Origin of the sequence: Streptomyces globisporus C-1027, from assembly GCF_000261345.2 — a bacterium.
Lineage (GTDB): Bacteria > Actinomycetota > Actinomycetes > Streptomycetales > Streptomycetaceae > Streptomyces > Streptomyces pakalii.
This window is the reverse complement of the sequence record NZ_CP013738.1, coordinates 4,640,189-4,660,136: the sequence shown is the minus strand read 5'-3', so window position 1 is coordinate 4,660,136 and position 19,948 is coordinate 4,640,189. Positions and strand designations below refer to the sequence as shown.

The following is a 19,948-nucleotide window of genomic DNA, read 5'->3' as shown; positions in this document are numbered from 1 at the left end:
GACTCCTGGCCCCGGGCACTTTCTGATGGTCCGTCAGATGTGATTGCGGAACTCAGGCTAGCCCCGCACCCCTGGACCGACAAGGCGCGGAGCCCTACGCTCTGCGCAATATCTGACTGACCGTCAGTTCGGAGGGATCCCTGTGACCGCCGTGAACGACGTGACCGCGCTCGCCCGCACCCTGGGCGCCTCCCGCACCTTCTGGGAGCTGGTCGAGGCCCGCGCCGCCCTCACCCCCGACCGCCCGGTGCTGCTCCAGGAGGACCGGGTCTTGACCTTCGGCGAACTGCGGGACCGTGCGGAGCGGGTCGCGGCCGGGCTGTACGGGATGGGCGTCCGGGCGGGGACGGTCGTCGCCTGGCAGCTGCCGACCCGGCTGGAGACGGCCCTGCTCTCCTTCGCGCTGACCCGGCTCGGGGCCGTGCAGAGTCCGGTCATCCCGTTCTACCGGGACCGTGAGGTGCGGTTCGCGCTGCGGGAGTCGCGGGCGGCGTTCTTCGCCGTGCCGGGTGTGTGGCGGGGCTTCGACCACACCGCGATGGCCGAGCGGATCGCCGCCGAACTCCCGGACCCGCCGCACGTCTTCGAGGCGTACGACGTCCTCCCCGACGGCGACCCGGCGCTTCTGCCGCCCCCGCCGGAACCGGCCTCCGGCGAGGAGGTCCGCTGGATCTACTGGACCTCGGGCACCACGTCCGACCCCAAGGGCGTCCTGCACACCGACCGCTCCCTGATCGCGGGCGGCTCCTGCCTCGCGCACGCGTTGAGGTTGTCGGCGGACGACGTGGGCTCGATGGCGTTCCCGTACGCCCATGTCGCCGGGCCCGACTACACGGTGATGCTGCTGCTCTACGGCTTCCCGGCGGTGATGTTCGAGCAGTTCGCGCTGCCGGACGCGCTGGCGGAGTACCGGCTCCACGGGGTGACCGTGGCGGGCGGCTCGACGGCGTTCTACGCGATGTTCCTGGCCGAGCAGCGCAAGGCCCCGGACCGCCCGCTCATCCCGTCCCTCCGCCTCCTCGCGGGCGGCGGGGCGCCCAAGCCGCCGGAGGTCTACCACGCGGTGGTGCGGGAGATGGGGGTCCAGCTCACCCACGGGTACGGCATGACCGAGGTCCCGATGATCACCATGGGCGCGCCGGACGACACCCCGGAGCACTTGGCTCTGACCGAGGGGCGGCCGCCGGAGGGCATGGAGATCCGGATCACCGACGAGCAGGGCAAGCCGCTCCCGTACGGGGAGGAGGGCGAGGTACGGCTGCGCGGGGAGGCGGTCTGCCGGGGCTATCTGGACACCGGGGCGACGGCGGCGGCGTTCGACGCCGAGGGATTCCTGATCACCGGGGACGTGGGCCTCCTCCGGGAGAGCGGACACCTCACTCTCACCGGCCGGCTGAAGGACATCATCATCCGCAAGGGCGAGAACATCTCCGCCAAGGAGATCGAGGACCTGCTCCACACCCACCCGGGGGTGGCCGACGCGGCGGTGATCGGCCTGCCCGACCCGGAGCGCGGCGAACGGGTCTGCGCGGTGATCGAACAACCCGCCGGCTCCCCGCCGTTGGCACCGGACGGGCTCGCGGCCCACCTGCGGGAGGCGGGCCTGTCCGTCCACAAGGTGCCGGAGCAGTGGGAAGTGCTGGACGCCCTGCCCCGCAACGAGACCCTGCGCAAGGTGCTCAAGTACCAGCTGCGGGAGCGGTTCGGCGGGTGAGGGCGGGCTGACGGGGAGGCGTTACGGGGGCGGGTGCGCCGTCCCCGTAACGCCGGGAACGCCTACGCGTCGGGCTCGATCACCGTGAAGTACACGGCGAGCGCCGACACCACATCGCTCTCCGCGACCTTCCCGTCCCGGTCGGTGTCCAGGCTCTGGGCGGCGACGCCCGCGATCTCGGCGCTGGCCCCGAGGACCCGGAGCGCCCGCTCCACGTCCGCGACCGACGCTCTGCCGTCGTTCCCGCCGTCCGCGACCGCGATGACCGCCCGCAGGAACGGCCGGGCGATCTCGGCGAACCGCTCGGGATTGTCCCGGAGCCGCTTCACCGCCCCGCCCGCGAACTCCTCACGGGTGACCCGCTGATCCCCGTCCACATCGGCGATCCCCGCCATGCCCTGCCAGAAGGCCTCGGCCCCGGTGTAGAGGGCCTGCCCCTTGTCGCAGCGGGCCGTCGTACCGAACTCGGTGAGCAGACGGGCGGCTGCGGCGTTGAAATCGGCGCGATCGATGTAGCCGTTGCCGTCCTGGTCGAAGGCGGCGAAGCGGTGCGCGATCTTTCGCTCGTACTCTGCGCTGTCCATGCGGGGAGCGTACGTCGCCGGAGGCGCTCACGTGTCACCGAGAAGCTGTTCCTCTGTGACAACCTCGCATCGGCGGGCGCCTCTTCAGGCGCTCAGCGGCCTGCACTCCTCGTCGGTGGCCGACAGCGCGTCGGGGTAGACGTCGAAGAGCCGGCGCACACCGAGTGCGCCGAGCACCTTGTTGACGTGGGAGCCGTCCTCCGCGCCCCGGGCCGGGAGGATCAGCCGCAGGCGGCCGCCGCAGGACTTCATCAGGCGGCGGGAGGCGATGAGCACGCCGACGCCGCTGGAGTCGCAGAAGAAGACGTCGGACAGGTCGAGCACCACATCGTGCTGCCCCTCCGCGACCGCGTCGTGGACGGACTGGCGCACGACGGGCGAGGTCACCAGATCGAGTTCACCGCTTATGCGCAGCACGGCCCAGGAGTTCTGCTCCGCCTCGTCCACTTTGAGCGTCACGACTGGACCTCTCGTTCCGGGGCTCCCGGCAATCCGGAAGTTTCCGTTCCTCCTCGCGGCTGCCCAACCGCACCCCCATGAAACACCGAAGTACCCGACAAGGCCCAGGAGGTTTCCGGCGTAAAGGCGCGGTTCGGCCCGTTTCCGCTGTTCAGAGCGGCCGGGGAGGCATCCGGGCCGAAAATCGACTACCGTCGTCGGCCACGCGCCACGGGAAGAGAGTTGCCTCAAAGGCGCGTGCACCGCACACCCGGCGGACTACATTCGGTCCTCACGGGCACAGGGGCATCACGGAGCTGAGTACGACGGAGCCGGGGGCTGGGGGGTTCATGGCGAAGGACACGGCGCCCCGCTGGGACCGCAGGATGCAGCAGAGGCTGGCCCGCGGGGAGGCGGCGGCGCTCGGCGAGCTCTACGACCGGTTCGCGGCCCTCGTCCACAGCCAGGCACACCGGATGCTCGACGACGAGGACGCCGCCGACCTGGTGACCCGCGAGGTCTTCGCCCGGGTCTGGGAGAACCCCGAGGCGTACGACCCGAAGCAGGGCTCGATGCGCTCCTGGGTGGCCCGCCTCACCCACCGCCGGTCCGTCCAGCGGCTGCGCAGCGCGGCGGCCTCCTCGTACGCGGCGGAGCACGGCGAGGACGCGGTGCCCGACCCGAAGGAGCTGGAGCGGAGGGTGCGCAGCGCCACGGCCGCCGCCCGCGCCGACTACATCGTCTCCTCGATGCCCGTATCGCTGCGGGAGGCCCTGGAGCTGGCCTACATCCACCGGCGGGACTACCGGCAGACCGCAGCCGATCTCGGGGTCACCGAGGACGAGGCGCGCCGCCGGCTCCGGCTGGGGCTCCAGCTGCTCTCCACGGCGAACGCCCGCCCGCTCGAAGGGTCCGCGCCACCCGGTTACGGACGGGTCCGGTGACCGGCGGCGGACGCGAGAGCGAGGGCGGCGAGGAGGAGGTGCGCGGCGCCCGGCGGATACCCGGCCCGCGCGGGGCGGCGGACGACCTCGACCTGGCGTCCGTCCCGCTGCCGCCCCTGCCGCCGCCCGGCGGTACGGCCCCGGACGAGGCCGTACCGGAACAGGCGCAGCCCGCGTCCGCGTCGGGCGACGTGCCGGAGAGCGGTGCCGGGGAGCCCGAGCCGGGTCTTGGTCCCGGCCCGGCGGCGGAAGCCTGGCCCGAGCCGGGTCCCGGGCCCGAGCCCGAACCGGCCGACGGCCACCCGCACCCGGCTGCCCCGGAACCGGAACCGGCCGCCCCGGCGGCGGAAGCCTGGTCCGCCCCTCATCCCGGGCCCGAAACAGCCGACGGCACCCCGGAGCCGCCCGCCCCGGACCCCCACGTGAGCTCCGCCCCCGTCGTCCTCCCCCACCAGGTCCTCAAGGCCCTCCTCGGCGCCTGGGCGCTGTCCGCCTGCTCGGCGGAGGAGACCGCCGCCGTGGAGGACCACCTCACCGCGTGCGCCCCGTGCGCGGACGAGGCGCTGCGGCTGCGGGACGCGGTGGGGCTGCTGCACACCGACGGCTCCCTGGACCTCGACCCGACGCTCCGCACCCGGGTGCTGGACGGCTGCTTCGGCCGCCGCCCGGCCCGGATCCCGGTGCCGGAGTGGGCCGCCCCGTACGACGCCGAGACCGCCCGGCTCGACGCGCTGCTCCGCGACATCGGGGACTCCGAGTGGCACGCCCCGGTGCGGCTCCAGTGGTTCGAGGAGGAGCACCGGGTCAGCCGCCGGACCACGGTCGCCGGGGTGATCGGGCATCTGATGGCCGTCGACGGGCTGCTGTCCGCCGCGCTCGGGCTCGACGACCCGCTCGACGGCGGCAAAGCGCCGCTGGACCCCACCGAGCGCACCGAGACGTACTGGTCGGCGACGCGCCGGCCGCCCACCCGGGCCGTCCGTGAACCCTGGCGGGCCCAGAGCCACGAGCTGATCCGTACGGCCTCCTTCGCCGGGCGGAACGTCGCCGAGACGTCCGTCTCCTACGGCGCCTTCGCCCTGCCGCTCCAGGACGCCGCCCTGGACCGGGCGTTCGAGTGCTGGGTCCACGGCGGGGACATCGCCGACGCCGTCGACTACCCGTACCCGGCCCCGTCCGCCGCCCATCTGCACCGGATGATCGACCTGGCGGCCCGGATGCTCCCGGCCGCCCTCGCGGGCCGCCGCAGCGCCGGACTGGCCGGTCCGGCGAAGGACCTCGTCGCAGCGGGCGCGCCGGGCCGCTCGCTCCATCTGGAGATCGAGGGGCACGGCGGAGGCGACTGGTACATCGCGCTGGACTCCCCGGCCGCCGTCGGCGCGCCCGAGCGCGCGGTGGCGCAGGTCGCGCTGGACGGGGTCGAGTTCTGCCGGCTCGTCGCGGGCCACATCTCGCCGGTCGAAGCGGCGGCGGGCCAGGAGGGCGACCGCGAGGCCATCCGCGACGTCCTGTTCGCGGCGGCCTCGCTCAGTCGGCTCTGAGCCCAGCCGGACCCGACGCCTCAGCCGGCTCCGACGCCGGCTCCTCCGGCCCCTCAGCCGGCTCCGAACCAGCCCGGCCGAGCCGCTAAGCGAAGATCACCGTACGGCGGCCGTTGAGCAGGATGCGCCGCTCCGCGTGCCACTTCACCGCCCGCGCCAGCGCCTGGCACTCCACGTCCCGGCCGATGGCGACCAGCTGGTCGGGGGTGACGTCGTGGCCGACGCGCTCGACCTCCTGCTCGATGATCGGGCCCTCGTCGAGGTCGGCGGTGACGTAGTGCGCGGTCGCGCCGATCAGCTTCACGCCCCGGGCGTGCGCCTGGTGGTAGGGCTTGGCGCCCTTGAAGCTCGGCAGGAACGAGTGGTGGATGTTGATGATCCGGCCGCTGAGCTGCTTGCACAGGTCGTCGGAGAGGACCTGCATGTAGCGGGCGAGGACCACCAGCTCGACGTTCTCCTCGCGGACCAGCTCCAGCAGCGCCGCCTCGGCCTCCGGCTTGTTGTCCTTCGTCACCGGAAGGTGCCGGAAGGGGATGCCGTACGAGGCGGTGAGCTCGGCGAAGTCCGTGTGGTTGGAGACGACGGCCGCGATCTCGACCGGCAGCGCGCCGGTACGGGAACGGAACAGCAGGTCGTTGAGGCAGTGGCCGAACTTGCTGACCATCAGCACGATCCGCATCTTCTCCGCCGACCGGTGGATCTGCCACTCCATCCGGAAGGCCTCGCCGATCGCCGCGAAGCTGGCGCGCAGCTTGTCCACGGTCACGGTGGCGTCCGCCGAGAAGTGGACGCGCATGAAGAACAGACCCGTGTCGTGGTCCCCGAACTGCTGACTGTCCTCGATGTTGCAGCCGGTCATGAAGAGATAGCTCGACACGGCGTGCACGATGCCCTGTTTGTCGGGGCAGGAGAGCGTGAGGACGTACTGCTCGGTCGCGGCGGCGTCCGGGATGGCGGCGGAGGCGGGCTGTGGCGCGGTCATCCTCGTAGCGTGCCACACCCGCCGCCCGCTAGGCGGCCCTGGTCATGATGCGGATGACATCCAGCGAGCGGGGCGGTATGTCCGGATCCTCCGCGTCGTTGGTGGCGAGCATCACATGGGCCTCGCGGGCCGCCTGGACGGCCTCGGGCCAGCCGTGGTGCTCCAGATAGGCGGAGACGGGGGCGTCCGCGCCGACCTGGTGCATGATCCGCAGCACCCGGAGGGCGGCGGCGTCCACGGCGGCCGCCTCGGCGGAGTCCCTGAATATGGTGCCGACGTACTTCTCGGCGGACCAGTTGTCGAGCCAGGTGTCCTCGACCAGGCGGTACACGGCGTCGGTGACGTCCCCGTACCCCTCCCGGCCGGCGAGCCAGCACTCGTGGTGGAAGACGGGGTCGGAGAGCATGTGCAGCGCCGAGCGCACGTTGGTGCGCCAGCGCCACCACGGCATGTCAGTGAGCGGCATGCCGCCCATGGTGGAGGAGCGACGGCCGCGACGGGAAGAGTTCTCCGAACCTTGCTGCACGGTGCTCGATCGTACGTTCCTTCACCGCGCCTCCGTACGGGCCCCCGCAATTCACCTGGACGTTACCGAGCGTTGAGCACGGCACACCGCGCCGTTACCCCGGGCCCGGAAGGGTCCCTTTCCATGACCGGACGGCGACGCCCCACCCTTCCCCGCCCCTTCCCGGGCGTCATCAGCGCGGCGGCGGCGGGGGCGCTCCTGCTGTCCGGCTGCGGCGGGCTTCCTGGGGCCACGGGGGGATCCAGGGAGCCCGTCACCGTGATGACCTGGGCCCCCGACCGGTCCGAGGACATCAACGCGGTGAAGATGGCCGGGGTGCCCGCGATGGCGCAGACGTACGCCCGCTGGGTCAACGACACCGGGGGCATCGACGGGCGCGAGCTGCGGGTGATCGTCTGCGACGAGGGCGACACCGCGCTCGGCGCCGAGCGGTGCGCGCGGGAGGCCGTCACCAAGAAGGTCGCCGCCGTCGTCGGTTCGTACAGCAGCCACGGGCAGAGCTTCATGCCCGCGCTGGAGGCGGGCGGCGTCCCGTACATCGGCGGCTACGGCGCCTCCACCGAGGAGTTCAGCAGCTACCTCTCCTACCCGGTCAACGGCGGCCAGTCGGCCCTGCTGGCAGGCCACGGAAGGCAGTTGGGCGACAGCTGCACCCGGGTCTCGCTGGTGCGGCCCGACTCGATCGGCGGCGACGGCATGCCGCCGCTCCTCAACAACGGGCTGATGGCCGCGGACCGGCCCGCCTCCACCGACATCCTGGCCCCGCTGGACGCCACGTCCTACGACGAACAGGCCGCGCAGGCGCTGGAGCGGTCCGGCGGCGGCTGTGTCACGGCGGTGCTCGGCGCCCGTACGGAGACGTTCTTCGACTCCTTCCGCCGGCTGGAGCCGGACGGGCGGCAGGTCAGGATCTCCTCCGTGCTGGGCAGCGTCAGCCAGCCGCTCATCAACCGCACGGGCGGCCGGAACAGCCCCTTCGAGGGCGCCTACGTCACGGGCTGGTACCCGGACGCGAAGAACGCGCGCTGGCAGCAGATGCGCGACGTGATCGGGAAGTACGCCTTCGGGGACAACCGCATCGACCCGGACGACACCGCCGTGCAGACGACGTGGATCGCGTACACCGCGCTGCGGGCGGCCGTCCGGGCGATCGACGACGACAACGTCACCCCGGGCCGGGTCGTGGCCGCGCTCAACGGGGGTGTCGAGGTCGACACCGGCGGCCTGACCCCGACGCTCCGCTGGCGCTTCAAGGACCTCGTCGGCACGTTGAGCTACCCGCGCATCGTCAACACGAAGGTGACGTTCCAGGTGGTCCGCGAGGGCCGCCTCACCGCCCAGAAGAAGGGCTTCGTGGACGTCGTGGACGCCCTGACGGACGGCCCCCGCAGCTGACGGACGAGCCCCGCGCGGCCGGGGGTGTCCGGCGGCGGCCAGGGGGTGTCCGGCGGTCTCAGAGCTCGGTGGGCGTGTGCTTGGTCAGGCCGTACTTACCAGCGATCGCGTTCCAGAGGGTGGACGCCTCGCGCTTGGCCTCGGTGGCGACCCCGCTCTGGTTGTTCGCCTTGGCCGTCTCGTTCGTCGACCGGGCCTGGCCGCCCTTGCAGACGGACTTGTTCTTCTTGGCCTGCCGCGCCCAGGCGGCGTAGTGGTCGTCGGCCGCCGCCGAGGCCTTCCACGCCCGGTTCAGCGCGGCCGTGAGCTTCGCGTTCTGCGGGAGCTTGTCGACGGTCAGTCCTTCGAGCCGGGTCACCAGGTCGCGGCGCTGCTGGGCGGCTCCCCTGAGGTCGGCGTCCGCCCGGTCCAGGTCCTTGCAGGACTTGATCTTCTCGACCGCGCTGATCACCGCCGCCCGGCTGTTGTTGCTGTCGGCCAGCAGCTTGTCCAGAGCCTCGGCCTGGGGCTCCGCCGGGTCGGCCGCCGCCTTGGTGGTGGGCTCCGCCTCGGACGGTGAACTCTGCGCGGCCACCGGCTGCTTGTCGTCCTTGGCGGAGTCGTCGCCGCCGCTCATCAGCGCGCCCGCGCCGAGTCCGATGACCGCGCAGCCGACGACGACCGCGGCGATCAGCGGAATGTGCGCGGACCGCCGGCGCGGGGCCTCGCCGCTCTGCTGCGGGACCGGCCCGTCCTCCTCAGCACGGCCCTGGAAGCCCTGGAGGCCCGACTGGTAGCCGCCGGGCGCCTGGGGCGGCAACGCGCCGCCCTGGGGCGTGTGCTGAGGCTGGTAGCCCTGCTGCTGGTACGGGGACGGGCGCTGCTGCCCCGCGTCGAACTGCGGCATCTGCTGCGTGGCGCCGGCCGGTTCCTCGCTGCGGAACAGGTTGTCGAACTCCGCGGGCGGCTGCCGGTCCCCCGGCGCGCCCGGCCTGATCCCGTACGGGGCTCCGCCCGGCACCGGGGGTATGTACTGGGTCGCGTCCGCGTCACCGCCGCCCGGCTGCGGCCCCACGGGCCCGGGGCCGCCCGGGACGGGCGCGATGTACTGCGTGGCGTCCGCGTCCCCGCCCGGAGCCCCCTGGCCGCCCTGCGCACCCGCCCCGGCCTCCGGGGGCAGCGGCTGCGCGTACGGAAGCGGCTGGGACGAGGACGGGGGCTGCTGCGCCTGGTGCTGCTGCTCGTGCTGAGGCTGGTGCGGCTGCTGGTACTGCGGCTGGTACGCCCCGGGCTGCTGCGGCTGCTGATACGAGCCGGGCTGCTGGTACGCCCCGGGGTGCTGGTACGACTCCGGGCCCGGCGTCTGCTGCGCGGGCGGCAGGGGCTGGGCAGGCGGATATCCGTAGGACGGCTGCCCCTGCGCCTGGGCCTGCGGGTAGCCGTAGCCCCCCTGCGCCTGCTGGTCCGGCTGCGGCGCCCCGGCGGTCTGCGAACCCCAGGCCTGGCCCCACGGCTCGCCGCCCGCGGGAGCGCCCTGCCCGCCCTGATCGCCCGCGCGTTCCCCCGGGGTCCAGGGGGCGCTGCCGTCGGCGGGCAGCACGACACCCTCGTGCGCGGGTCGTGCGGCGGGGAGCTGATGCTCGCCGCCGTGTCCGCCCTGCCCGCCCTGTCCGCTCTGCGTCACCGGGACTCCTACGTGTGAACCTACGGAATCGTCGGCTCACGCTATCGGGTGGCCGCCCGCCTCCGCCAAGCGCGTGGTGCCCCTCACCACCCCTTCACAGGGTGGGTAACATCCCACGGCCCGACGACGCTGTTATAGGGCCGGACCGCCGCGCCGGGCTCCCGGGCCGCCCCGTACACGGCCCGGACCGCCCCGGACGACCACCTCTTCCTCACGCCGCCTGGAGCTCCAGCCGCTCGCCGAACTCCCGTACCGCGGGCTCCTCCCCGAAGGGTGTGAGCCGCTGCTGGAGGTCGTCGAGATACTCGGCACCCCGGCTGGAGCGCACCGTCGACAGCAGCTCCATCGCCCGGGTCCCCGTGTGGCAGGCCCGCTCCACCTCCCGCTGCTGCACCTGCGCCGAGGCCAGCAGCACCAGCGCGATGCCCCGGCGCCGGGCCCGGGTCTCCGGCAGCGCGGCCAGCGCCTCCTTCGCCCGCCGGGCCGCCTCGTGCGGCTGCCCCAGATCCCGGTGGCAGTGGGCCAGTTCGTCCGCGAGATAGCCGGTGTCGAAGTGCCGGATCCAGACCGGGTCGTCGCCGGTGTCCGGATCGGCCTGCTCCAGCGCGGCGACGGCCCGCCCCGCCACCGCGTGGCAGGTCCGGGCGTCCCCGAGGAGCGCGTGCCCCCGGGCCTCCGCCGCCCAGAACATCGCCTGGGCGCGGGGGGTGACCTGGCCCCGGGCCCCTTCCTGGGCGGCGCGGGCGAGTTGGGCGATCTCGCGGGGGTTGCCGAGCTGGGCGGCGAGATGGCTCATCGAGGCCGCCAGCACATAGCCGCCGTACGCCCGGTCGCCAGCCGCCTGCGCGAGCCGCAGCGCCTGGATGTAGTAGCGCTGGGCGAGGCCGGGCTGGCCGGTGTCGACCGCCATGTAGCCGCCGAGCTCGGTGAGCCGGGCCACCGCCGCGAACAGCTCGCGCCCCACCTGTTCGCGGTACGCCCCCGAAAGCAGCCCGGAGACCACGCTGTTGAGGTAGTGCACGAGCACCGGGCGGACATGGCCGCTGCCGAACCGGTGGTCGAGGTCGGTGAGCGCGGTGGTCATCGCCCGCACCGCCTCCACGTCGGACATCCCGACCCGGGCCCCCGCCGTCCGCTCGACCTGGGCGTCGGGGCCCGAGATCAGCCAGTCCCTGCTGGGCTCGACGAGCGCGGACGCGGCGACCGACGACCCGGTGAGCAGATCCCGGCGGCCCACGTCGCCGCGCCACAGCTCACAGACCTGCTCGACGGCCCCGGCGACGGTCGGCGCGTACTGGAGGCCGACGCCCGAGGAGAGGTTCTTGCCGTTGGCCATGCCGATCTCGTCGATCGTGACCGTACGGCCCAGCTTGCGGCCCAGCGCCTCGGCAATGATCCCCGGAGCCCGGCCCCGGGGCTGCTGTCCGCGCAGCCAACGGGCCACGGAGGTCTTGTCGTAGCGCAGGTCGAGCCCGCGCTCGGCGCCGACCATGTTCACCCGGCGCGCGAGGCCCGCGTTGGAACAGGCGGCCTCCTGGATGAGCGTCTGGAGCCGTTCGTTGGGCTGGCGGGCTACGAGAGGCCTTGCAGCCATATGTCCCCCTGAAACATCGGTTATGTGCAGTGATCGGTGAAAGGGATCACTGCCCGGCACATACACAAGAAATGCGCATATTCCATCGGCATTCGATACGGGCATGGCGCGTCGCACCGTCGCGGAGGGCCGGGTGCGGTCCTGGGCGGCGGTCCTGGAGGTGGTTACCCGCCCTTCGGTGCGACGCCTCACGCGCGCCCCCGCCCGTGCACCGATGCGCCCCGCGTGCAGGATCGATGCGCCGGGCCCCGGTTCAGGGGAGGCCGTAACCCCAGGTGACGGCGGGAGTTGTGCTGGGCGTGGAAAAGCCCATCGGAGTCACGGAAGCCGCACAGGTCCCCCAGCAGCGGAGCGAGCTGCTGCTGGACGCCGCGGTGCGGTATGCGGAAGAGCGTCACTGGGACGTGTTCCCCGGCACCTGGCTGGAGGCGGTGGGCGGCGGGGAGCGGTGCTCCTGCGGCGACGCCGGCTGCGCCCTGCCCGGGGCCCACGCGGACCGGCCGGACTGGGCGGGCCAGGCGACCGGCAGCGGGGCCGCGGCCCGGCGCATGTGGACCCGGCAGCCCCGCGCCTCGGTGCTGCTGCCGACCGGCCGCGCCTTCGACGCGCTGGAGGTCCCCGAGGCGGCGGGATTCCTGGCGCTGGCCCGGATGGAGCGGATGGACCTCACGCTGGGCCCGGTCACCTGCACGCCCGACCGCCGGATGCTGTTCTTCGTGCTGCCGGGCGGCGCCGCCAAGGCCGCCGAGCTGGTGCGCGCGCTCGGCTGGAACGCCGAGGCGATCGATCTGACCGGCCGCGGCGAGGGCCACTACATCGCCGCCCCGCCCACCCGGGTCGGCGGCCGGGGCGCCGTCCAGTGGGCCTGCGGGCCCACCAACGCCAACCGCTGGCTGCCCGATGTGGACGAGCTGATCAGCCCGCTGGCGTACGCCTGCGCCCGGGAGGCGGCCGCAGCCCGGGCCCGGACCTCGTAACGGACCGGGGGCCTTTCGTAGGGTGTCCCCACCACGTGGGGATATCGAGAGGCTGTGCCATGCCGGACCGGGCAGATGCGCGTACGGAGACAGAAGCGGCGACGGACGCGTTGACAGGCGGGGCGCACGAGGTGCGGCCCGCCGTCCGTGTGCAGGGGCTGTGGAAGCGGTTCGGGGAACAGGTCGCTGTCGCGGGGATCGATCTGGAGCTGCCCGCGGGCAAGTTCATCGGCCTGGTGGGACCCAACGGGGCGGGCAAGACGACGACGCTCTCGATGGTCACCGGGCTGCTGCGGCCCGACATGGGGAAGATCGAGGTCGCGGGCCACGACGTGTGGACGGACCCGGTCGAGGTGAAGTCCCGGATCGGGGTGCTGCCGGAGGGGCTGCGGCTGTTCGAACGGCTGTCGGGCCGTGAACTGCTCGCGTACAACGGCAGGTTGCGCGGGCTGCCGGGCGACGAGGTGGACAAGCGGGCCACGCAGTTGCTGGACGTCCTCGATCTCGCGGGCTCGCAGCACAAGCTGGTCGTCGACTACTCCACCGGGATGCGGAAGAAGATCGGGCTCGCCGCCGCCCTGCTCCACAATCCCGAAGTGCTGTTCCTGGACGAGCCGTTCGAGGGCGTCGACCCGGTGTCGGCGCAGACCATCCGGGGGGTGCTGGAGCGCTACACCCGGTCCGGGGCGACCGTGGTCTTCTCCAGCCATGTGATGGAGCTGGTCGAGTCGCTCTGCGACTGGGTCGCCGTGATGGCGGCGGGCCGGATCAAGGCGCACGGCACGCTGGCCGAGGTGCGCGGCGACGCGCCGTCGCTGCAGAACGCCTTCCTCGAACTGGTCGGCGCGGGCGGCCGTGACAGCGGCGACTCCCTCGACTGGCTGGGCGGTTCCCGATGAGCGTGCTGGACGCCCCGGTCTCCGCGGCCGCCCCCGTCGCGCCGACGACGGGCCTGACCCCGGTCTTCGTCCGCCTCAAGCTGGCCCTGCTGCGCAACGGGCTGCGCCAGTCGACCGGGCGGAAGGCGGCGTTCATCGCCTCCCTCGTCGTCAGCCTGCTGCTCGCCGCGGGCCAGGTGCTCGGCCTGGTCCTGCTGCGCGGCAACGACCACGGGGGCACCGTCGTGGTGCTGCTCACCGGGGTGGTGGCGCTGGGCTGGGCGGTGCTGCCGCTGTTCTTCCCGAGCGGTGACGACACGCTCGACCCGACCCGGCTGGTGATGCTGCCGCTGCGGCCCGAGCCGCTGATCCGGGCCCTGTTGGTGTCCTCGATGATCGGCATCGGCCCGCTGTTCACGCTCTGCCTGGTGGTCGGCTCGGCGATCGCGCTGGCGCACGGGGCGGCGGGCGTGGTGTTCGGGGTGCTCGCGGTCCCGCTGACGATGCTGCTGTGCGTGGCGCTGTCGAGGACGGTGGCCACGGCGAACGTACGGCTGCTGAACTCCCGCAAGGGCCGCGACCTCGCGGTGCTCAGCGGGCTGGTCATCGCGGTGGGCATCCAGTTCGTCAACTTCGGCGCACAGCGGCTCGGCCAGGCGGGCGGGCTCTCCACGCTGGACCCGGCGGCGAACGTGGTGCGCTGGCTGCCCGGCGCCTCCGCCGTGGCGTCGGTGGACGCGGCGTCGGACGGGGCGTACGGGGTCGCCGTCGCCCAACTGCTGATCACGGTCGGCGCCCTGGTGGCACTGATGTGGATGTGGCAGCGGAGTCTGGTGAAGCTGATGACCGCGCCGGACGGTTCGACGCTGGCGGCGGCGGAGCCGGCCCGGGAGAAGGCGTCCGGCCGGGGCGGCCTCTCGGCACTGCTGCCGGAGGGCCGTACGGCGACGGTGATGCAGCGCAGCCTGCGGTACGTGGCCCGGGACCCGAAGACCAAGGCGGCCTGGGTGACGGCGCTGGCGGTCGGGGCGATCGTGCCGCTGCTCAACGCCCTCCAGGGCACCGGCTCGGTCTACTTCGCGTGCTTCGCCGCGGGGATGCTCGGCATGCAGATGTACAACCAGTTCGGCCAGGACACCTCGGCGTTCTGGATGGTGGCGCTGACGATCTCCTCGCCCCGGGACGCGTATGTCGAACTGCGGGCGCGGGCGCTGGTCCTGCTGCTGCTCACCCTGCCGTTCACGCTGCTGGTGTGCGGGGTGACGGCGGCGATGATCGGTGACTGGCAGTCACTGCCGGGGGCGCTCGGCCTGTCCTTCGCGCTGCTGGGCTCGATGCTGGCGACGGGGGCGGTGGCCTCGGCGCTGTTCCCGTACTCGATTCCGCAGGAGGGCGCGTTCAAGAACGTGGTGCCCGGGCAGGGCGGTCTGGCCTGGATCTCGATCTTCGGCGGCATGCTGGCCGCCGGGCTGCTGTCCGCGCCGGTGATCGCGCCGGTGATCTGGATGCATGTCACGGACCATCACGACGCGCTGTGGCTGGTGGTGCCGGGCGGGCTCGTGTACGCGGCGTTGATCGGGTGGGCGGGGCTGCGGATCGCGGCCGGGCGCACGGCGAACCGGCTGCCGGAGATCCTGGCGGCGGTCAGCAAGGGCTGAGCCGCCGCCCCCGGGGACAGACCCTACGGCGCGACCGGTTCGCGGTCGTCGCGGTTGTCCTCGGCCAGCTGCTCCAGGAAGGGTTCGACGGCGGCCCGCCAGCCGTCCGGCTGGTCGTAGTGGACGAGGTGGCCGGCGTCCGCCACCTCCGCGTACTGGCCGCGGGGCAGGACCCGGACCATCTCCTGGGCCTCGGCTCTGCCCAGCTCCCCGTCGAGGCCGCGCAGCACCAGGGCGGGGCACCGGACCTGGGCCAGCTCCTCCCAGTGGGCGTCGAAGACCCAGGTGGCGCGGGAGCGGAGCATCTGGCGGCGGGAGAAGACGGGGCGCCAGCCGTCCTCGCCCTCGGCCATCACCTCGGCGTAGAACTCGCCTCGGGCGGGGCTCGGCCGCTCCACCCAGGGGTCGTCCTCGCCGAACCACTTCCGTACGTCGGCGAGGGTGGCGAAGGGCAGCGGCCAGGAGTCGAACCAGTCGCTCCACTCGCGCTGGGAGGCGGCCCCGAGGGCGGAGGCCCGCATGTCGCAGATGATGACGGCGCGGACGAGGTCGGGACGCTTGGCGGCGAGCTGCCAGCCGGTGAGCGCTCCCATGGCGTGGCCGACGACGGTGACCGGGCCGAGTTCGAGCTGTTCGATCGCGGCCTCGGCGTCGGAGACGTAGGCGTCGCGGGTGTACGGGCCGTCGGCGGGCTTGTCGCTGCGGCCGTGGCCGCGCTGGTCGAGGCCGACCGCGCGGTGCCGCTCGGCGAGCCATCGGGCGGTCGGGGCCCAGTGCGAGGCCCGGCCCATCAGCCCGTGCAGCAGTAAGACCCCGGGAGCGCCGGCCGCTTCCGCGCGCTCCTTGGGCGGGTCGGCGAACTCCCATGCCGCGAGGCGTACGCCGTCGGTTCCGGTTACGTCGATGCGTCGCACCATAGTCCTGGCACCCCCTTCTGGTCCTCGATCACCGTGTGGTCGCGCCGCCAGGCTATCGAACTCATATTCGAAAATGGGGTTCCGCCGCCCAACACCCCACGTTCGAGTGACACCGGTCAAGGATTGATGCCGACCGGCCTGGGGAGATCTTCAGCGGGAGGCGGGCCGCTCGGGGACAGGGGCCCGCGGGAACTGACCTTGAGAGCTCGGGGCTCCGGGTCAGCACAGGGGAGGAACGGCCCCGGCGTCTTCGGACGCCGGGGCCGCCCCCTGTCCGGGGGCGGCCGTCGGCGGGCTCGACAACGATGGCAACCGCGCGGTGCGCGTGACGCTGCGACGGGCGCATTCCCTGCTCCCTCCCCGACCGTGCCGATCAGAGCCGGCCGACACCCCCAGGTCTCTGCCTGGCATCAGCCTGGCATGTGACGGGTCCGGGCGCTGCCGTTCCGGACGGGAAATCGGCGAGCGCACATCACGGTTGTGTTGCCGCGCGGCAGCAGTGCCGCCACCGGGCGGCGGCGCCGTCAGCGCTTGGCGACGAACACGTGCGAGGCGACCTCGGTGTCCAGCTCGGCCGCCTCCCCGCTGGAGCCGACCAGCACCCCGCCGGGCGACTCGGTGACGCTCACGACGGACCCGGGCTGCACCCCGGCCCTGCGCAGCGTGTACATCAGCTGGGCGTCGGTCTGGATCGGCTCCCCGATCCGCCGCACCACCACGGTCTTGCCCTCGGCGCCCGGGTCCAGCTCGGCCAGACTCACCATGGAGGCGTCCAGGAACGACTCGGCCTCGGCCTTCTCGCCCAGCTCCTCCAGGCCCGGGATGGGGTTCCCGTACGGCGACTCCGTCGGGTGACGCAGCAGCTCCAGCACCCGCCGCTCCACCGCCTCGCTCATCACGTGCTCCCAGCGACAGGCCTCGGCGTGGACCTGCTCCCACTCCAGGCCGATCACGTCCACGAGCAGACACTCGGCGAGCCGGTGCTTGCGCATGACGCGGGTGGCGAGGCGGCGGCCCTCCTCGGTCAGCTCCAGATGGCGGTCCCCCGCGACCTGGACCAGTCCGTCGCGCTCCATGCGGGCCACCGTCTGGCTGACGGTCGGACCGCTCTGGTCCAACCGTTCAGCGATACGGGCGCGCATGGGGACCACGCCTTCCTCTTCCAGTTCGAGGATGGTGCGGAGATACATCTCCGTGGTGTCGATCAGTCCGGACATACGTGCCCCTCGATGCTGTGACTAGAAAACGTCGTGCGATGGCCCTGCACCAATTCTGACGCATGGCGCCGACAACCGTGCCGCCCCTGTGGAAGACCGGTGGAAGAGGGTGCGGGCGCGGACGCCGGGCGGTATTGACAGTCCACTGGTCCAGACCGCAACGTGATCGGCGGCACAGGCATTCCCGGGCCGCCGAACGCCCGCACCGCACCCCGTCGAAAGGGCTCTCCCCCATGAGCGACAGCAAGCTGGCCGGTCAGTTCTTCGATGCGGCGATCGGCCTGCTGACGCGGGTACGGGACGAGGAGGCGGAGAGCATCGCCGCCGCGGGCGCGGCCGTCGCGGACACCGTCGAGTCGGGCGGCCGGCTCTTCGCCTTCGGCGCGGGCCACTCCTCGCTGGCCGCCCAGGACGTCGTCTACCGCGCGGGCGGCCTCGCCCTGATGAACCTGCTCACCGTGCCCGGAGTGGTCGGCGTGGACGTCATGCCCGCCCCGCTCGGCTCGGCGCTGGAGCGGGTCGACGGGCTCGCCTCGGCCGTCCTGGACTCCAGCCCCGCCACCGCCGGAGACCTCCTGGTGATCGTCTCGCTGTCCGGGCGCAACGCCCTGCCGGTCGAGATGGCGCAGAACGCCCGCGCCCTCGGGCTGAAGGTCATCGGGGTCACCTCGGTCGCGTACGCGGAGAACACCCGCTCCCGGCACGCCTCGGGCGGCTTCCTGCGGGACCACTGCGACATCGTCCTGGACAGCAAGATCGCGATCGGCGACGCGGAGCTGACGGTCCCGGGCGTCGAGGCCCCCTTCGCCCCCGCCTCGACGGTGGTGACCAGCGCGATCATGCAGTCGATGCTGGCGGCCGCCGTGGAGCAGCTGGTGGCCCGGGGCGTCGAGCCGCCGATGCTGCGCTCGGGGAACGTCGACGGCGGCCACGAGTGGAACGGCCGGGTCATGACGGAGAACCGGGACCGGATCTTCTACCGCCACTGAGCGAGCGCTCCGACGGACCCGGCTGCCCTCACTGAACCCGCGCCGCCGGGAGGCGCGTGGGCAGGGTGACCCGGGCCGTCAGCCCGCCGCCCGGGTTGGCCCGGGCGCCGACGTCCCCGCCGTGCGCCCGCGCCACCGACGCCACGATGGACAGCCCGAGGCCCGCGCCCTCGCCGGGTGCGTGGCGGCGGGCCTGGGCCCGGCGGAACGGTTCGAACAGCAGCCGCACGGTCGCCGGGTCCACCCGGGGCCCGGTGTTGGCGACCTCCAGGCCGTCCGGACCGACCCGGACGGCCACGGTCCCGCCGGGGTGGTTGTGGCGCAGCGCGTTGGCGACCAGGTTGTGCACGAGGTGGTCGAGGAGGACCGCGTCGCCCTCGACCGTCACCGGCCGGGCCGCCACCTCGACGCTGATGTCCCGCTCCGCCGCCTCGGCGGCCAGCGCATCGGTGACCGTGGTGACGGTCTCGTCCAGGGCGACCCGCTCCCGCCGCCGCAGCCCCTCGTCGGAGACCGCGAGGAGCAGCAGCCCTTCGATGAGCCGCTCGCTGTTGTCCGCGGTGTCGATGAGCTTGTCCCGGATCCAGGCGACCTTCTCGGGCGGCGGGTCGTCGGCGAGCCCGATCTCGGCGGCGGCCCGCTGCACCGCGAGCGGGGTGCGCAGTTCGTGGGCGGCGTTGGCGGCGAACCGCTGCCGGGCCGCGACCAGCTGCTGGATCCGGTCGAGCATCCCGTCGAAGGTGTCGGCCAGCTCCTTCAGCTCACCGGGCGGGGCCTTCAGCGCGATCCGTTCGTGCAGGTTGGAGCCGGAGAGCCGGCGGGCGCGGGCGGTGATGACGCCGACCGGCCGCAGCACCCGGCCCGCCATCCACCAGGCGAGGGCCACGGAGAGCGCGGAGTAGACGGCGAGGGAGACCCCGGAGACGGTCAGCAGCTGGCTGAGGGCCGCGTCGCCGGCCGCGGTGCTGACCTTCTGCGCGACCGCGTACTGCCCGGGTTCGATGACGGCGGTCTGCGCCCACTCCGAGGAGGGAAGAGCGGGCGCCGGGACGGAGCCGGCGTCCAGCCGGGCCGTGGGGACGGCCGGGGCGACGGCCGTGACGATCCCGGCGTACACGCCCTCGCTGACCAGCAGATAGACGATGGCCAGGAGCAGGACGCCGGCCATGACCAGCAGTCCGCCGTACAGCGCGGCGAGACGGGTGCGTTCACTGTTCACGGGGTGCCGCTCCCGGTCGCGGGGCCGTCTTCGGGGGCCGGCCCGCCGTCCCCGATGCGGTATCCGGCTCCGGGCACGGTCTCGATCACGGGCGGCGCCCCCAGTTTCGTACGGAGTTTGGAGAGGGTGACGCGGACCGCGTTGGTGCGGTAGCTGGTGTCCGCCTCCCACACCTCCTCGATCAGGTCCTCGCCGCTGACGACCGCGCCCTCGGCCCGCAGCAGGGTCTCCAGCACGGCGAACTCCTTGCGGGACAGGGAGAGGAAGCGGCCGTCGCGGCAGACCTGGCGGCGGGCGGTGTCGAGCGTCAGCCCGGCCCGCTCCAGGACGGGCGGCAGGGCCGGGCGGGCGCGGCGGCCGAGCGCGAGGACCCGGGCGAGGAGTTCGTCGTACGCGAACGGCTTGGTCAGGTAGTCGTCGGCGCCGAGTCCGAGGCCGGCCACCCGGTCCCGTACGGTCCCCGCTGCGGTGAGCATCAGGATCCGGGTCAGCAGGCGCAGGGCGACCACGCGGCGGCACACCTCGTCGCCGTGCAGCCCCGGCAGATCGCGGTCGAGGATCATCACGTCGTACGCGCCGAACCGCAGCCGCTCCAGCGCCGCCCGGCCGTCGGGCGCGATGTCCACGGCGACGGCGTCACGGCGCAGCCCCTCGGCGATCATCTCCGCCAGGAATTCCTCGTCCTCCACCACCAGCACGCGCATGGGCCCTG

18 protein-coding genes are annotated in these 19,948 nt (G+C 73.2%); 8 read left to right on the top strand and 10 right to left on the bottom strand.

All coding sequences use genetic code 11. From position 1 onward, the window contains the following. The first annotated feature begins 142 nt into the window (after window positions 1-142). Window positions 143-1,714, top strand: coding sequence for a class I adenylate-forming enzyme family protein (locus WQO_RS20450; RefSeq protein WP_058954046.1), 1,572 nt, complete (start codon window positions 143-145; stop codon window positions 1,712-1,714). Between the two features lie 62 nt (window positions 1,715-1,776). Here the strand turns inward: WQO_RS20450 and WQO_RS20445 are convergent, their stop codons facing one another. Together WQO_RS20445 and WQO_RS20440 are read right to left on the bottom strand one after the other, a co-directional pair. Continuing rightward, window positions 1,777-2,298, bottom strand: a complete 522-nt coding sequence (locus WQO_RS20445) for an EF-hand domain-containing protein (protein ID WP_010061046.1) — start codon at window positions 2,296-2,298, stop codon at window positions 1,777-1,779. An 84-nt stretch (window positions 2,299-2,382) separates the two neighbouring features. Beyond that, entirely contained in the window at window positions 2,383-2,757 is a 375-nt protein-coding gene (locus WQO_RS20440; protein WP_010061048.1) for an STAS domain-containing protein, read from the bottom strand. Between the two features lie 329 nt (window positions 2,758-3,086). On the opposite strand from WQO_RS20440, the gene WQO_RS20435 reads away from it, so the two are divergent. Both WQO_RS20435 and WQO_RS20430 read left to right on the top strand, forming a co-directional pair. Beyond that, entirely contained in the window at window positions 3,087-3,680 is a 594-nt protein-coding gene (locus WQO_RS20435; RefSeq protein ID WP_010061050.1) for an RNA polymerase sigma factor, read from the top strand. Further along, on the top strand, window positions 3,677-5,221 hold the full coding sequence (locus WQO_RS20430; protein ID WP_010061052.1) for a zf-HC2 domain-containing protein: 1,545 nt from the start codon (window positions 3,677-3,679) through the stop codon (window positions 5,219-5,221). Before WQO_RS20435 ends, WQO_RS20430 begins: the two co-directional genes overlap by 4 nt. Before the next feature lie 85 nt (window positions 5,222-5,306). On the opposite strand, the gene purU is transcribed toward WQO_RS20430, so the two are convergent. Both purU and WQO_RS20420 read right to left on the bottom strand, forming a co-directional pair. After that, the gene (purU, locus tag WQO_RS20425) at window positions 5,307-6,203 is read right to left on the bottom strand and encodes a formyltetrahydrofolate deformylase (RefSeq protein WP_010061053.1); all 897 of its coding nucleotides are present in this window, start codon (window positions 6,201-6,203) and stop codon (window positions 5,307-5,309) included. A 28-nt stretch (window positions 6,204-6,231) separates the two neighbouring features. Then, on the bottom strand, window positions 6,232-6,678 hold the full coding sequence (locus WQO_RS20420; protein WP_010061054.1) for an SCO4402 family protein: 447 nt from the start codon (window positions 6,676-6,678) through the stop codon (window positions 6,232-6,234). Between the two features lie 174 nt (window positions 6,679-6,852). Here WQO_RS20420 and WQO_RS20415 point away from each other — a divergent pair, with 174 nt between their 5' ends. Next, window positions 6,853-8,124 (top strand): ABC transporter substrate-binding protein, encoded by a 1,272-nt coding sequence (locus WQO_RS20415; protein WP_029182328.1) that lies wholly within the window; start codon window positions 6,853-6,855, stop codon window positions 8,122-8,124. A 58-nt stretch (window positions 8,125-8,182) separates the two neighbouring features. Here WQO_RS20415 and WQO_RS20410 read toward each other — a convergent pair whose 3' ends face one another. Further along, complete coding sequence (locus WQO_RS20410; RefSeq protein WP_193407220.1) at window positions 8,183-9,787, bottom strand: hypothetical protein; 1,605 nt, start codon at window positions 9,785-9,787, stop codon at window positions 8,183-8,185. Between the two features lie 211 nt (window positions 9,788-9,998). After that, on the bottom strand, window positions 9,999-11,381 hold the full coding sequence (locus tag WQO_RS20405) for a hypothetical protein (protein ID WP_010061058.1): 1,383 nt from the start codon (window positions 11,379-11,381) through the stop codon (window positions 9,999-10,001). 290 nt (window positions 11,382-11,671) lie between these two features. Between WQO_RS20405 and WQO_RS20400 the strand changes: the two genes are divergently transcribed. From WQO_RS20400 to WQO_RS20390, 3 genes are read left to right on the top strand one after another with little or no spacing between them, the layout of a single operon-like run. Then, on the top strand, window positions 11,672-12,358 hold the full coding sequence (locus WQO_RS20400; protein WP_010061060.1) for a bifunctional DNA primase/polymerase: 687 nt from the start codon (window positions 11,672-11,674) through the stop codon (window positions 12,356-12,358). A gap of 59 nt (window positions 12,359-12,417) precedes the next feature. Then, on the top strand, window positions 12,418-13,257 hold the full coding sequence (locus WQO_RS20395; protein WP_029182329.1) for an ABC transporter ATP-binding protein: 840 nt from the start codon (window positions 12,418-12,420) through the stop codon (window positions 13,255-13,257). Then, entirely contained in the window at window positions 13,254-14,894 is a 1,641-nt protein-coding gene (locus WQO_RS20390) for a hypothetical protein (protein ID WP_010061064.1), read from the top strand. The genes WQO_RS20395 and WQO_RS20390 overlap by 4 nt, the downstream gene beginning before the upstream one ends. 23 nt (window positions 14,895-14,917) lie before the next feature. Here WQO_RS20390 and WQO_RS20385 read toward each other — a convergent pair whose 3' ends face one another. Together WQO_RS20385 and WQO_RS20380 are read right to left on the bottom strand one after the other, a co-directional pair. After that, window positions 14,918-15,811, bottom strand: coding sequence for an alpha/beta fold hydrolase (locus WQO_RS20385; protein ID WP_010061066.1), 894 nt, complete (start codon window positions 15,809-15,811; stop codon window positions 14,918-14,920). A gap of 524 nt (window positions 15,812-16,335) precedes the next feature. Continuing rightward, window positions 16,336-17,028, bottom strand: a complete 693-nt coding sequence (locus tag WQO_RS20380) for a metal-dependent transcriptional regulator (RefSeq protein WP_006126698.1) — start codon at window positions 17,026-17,028, stop codon at window positions 16,336-16,338. A gap of 233 nt (window positions 17,029-17,261) precedes the next feature. Between WQO_RS20380 and WQO_RS20375 the strand changes: the two genes are divergently transcribed. Beyond that, window positions 17,262-18,017, top strand: a complete 756-nt coding sequence (locus WQO_RS20375; RefSeq protein ID WP_006126697.1) for an SIS domain-containing protein — start codon at window positions 17,262-17,264, stop codon at window positions 18,015-18,017. 28 nt (window positions 18,018-18,045) lie between these two features. Here WQO_RS20375 and WQO_RS20370 read toward each other — a convergent pair whose 3' ends face one another. Both WQO_RS20370 and WQO_RS20365 read right to left on the bottom strand, forming a co-directional pair. Further along, window positions 18,046-19,236: a sensor histidine kinase gene (locus tag WQO_RS20370; protein ID WP_010061071.1), complete on the bottom strand. Its 1,191-nt coding sequence runs from the start codon at window positions 19,234-19,236 to the stop codon at window positions 18,046-18,048. Beyond that, window positions 19,233-19,940, bottom strand: a complete 708-nt coding sequence (locus WQO_RS20365; protein ID WP_010061072.1) for a response regulator transcription factor — start codon at window positions 19,938-19,940, stop codon at window positions 19,233-19,235. Before WQO_RS20365 ends, WQO_RS20370 begins: the two co-directional genes overlap by 4 nt. Between the last annotated feature and the right edge of the window lie 8 nt (window positions 19,941-19,948).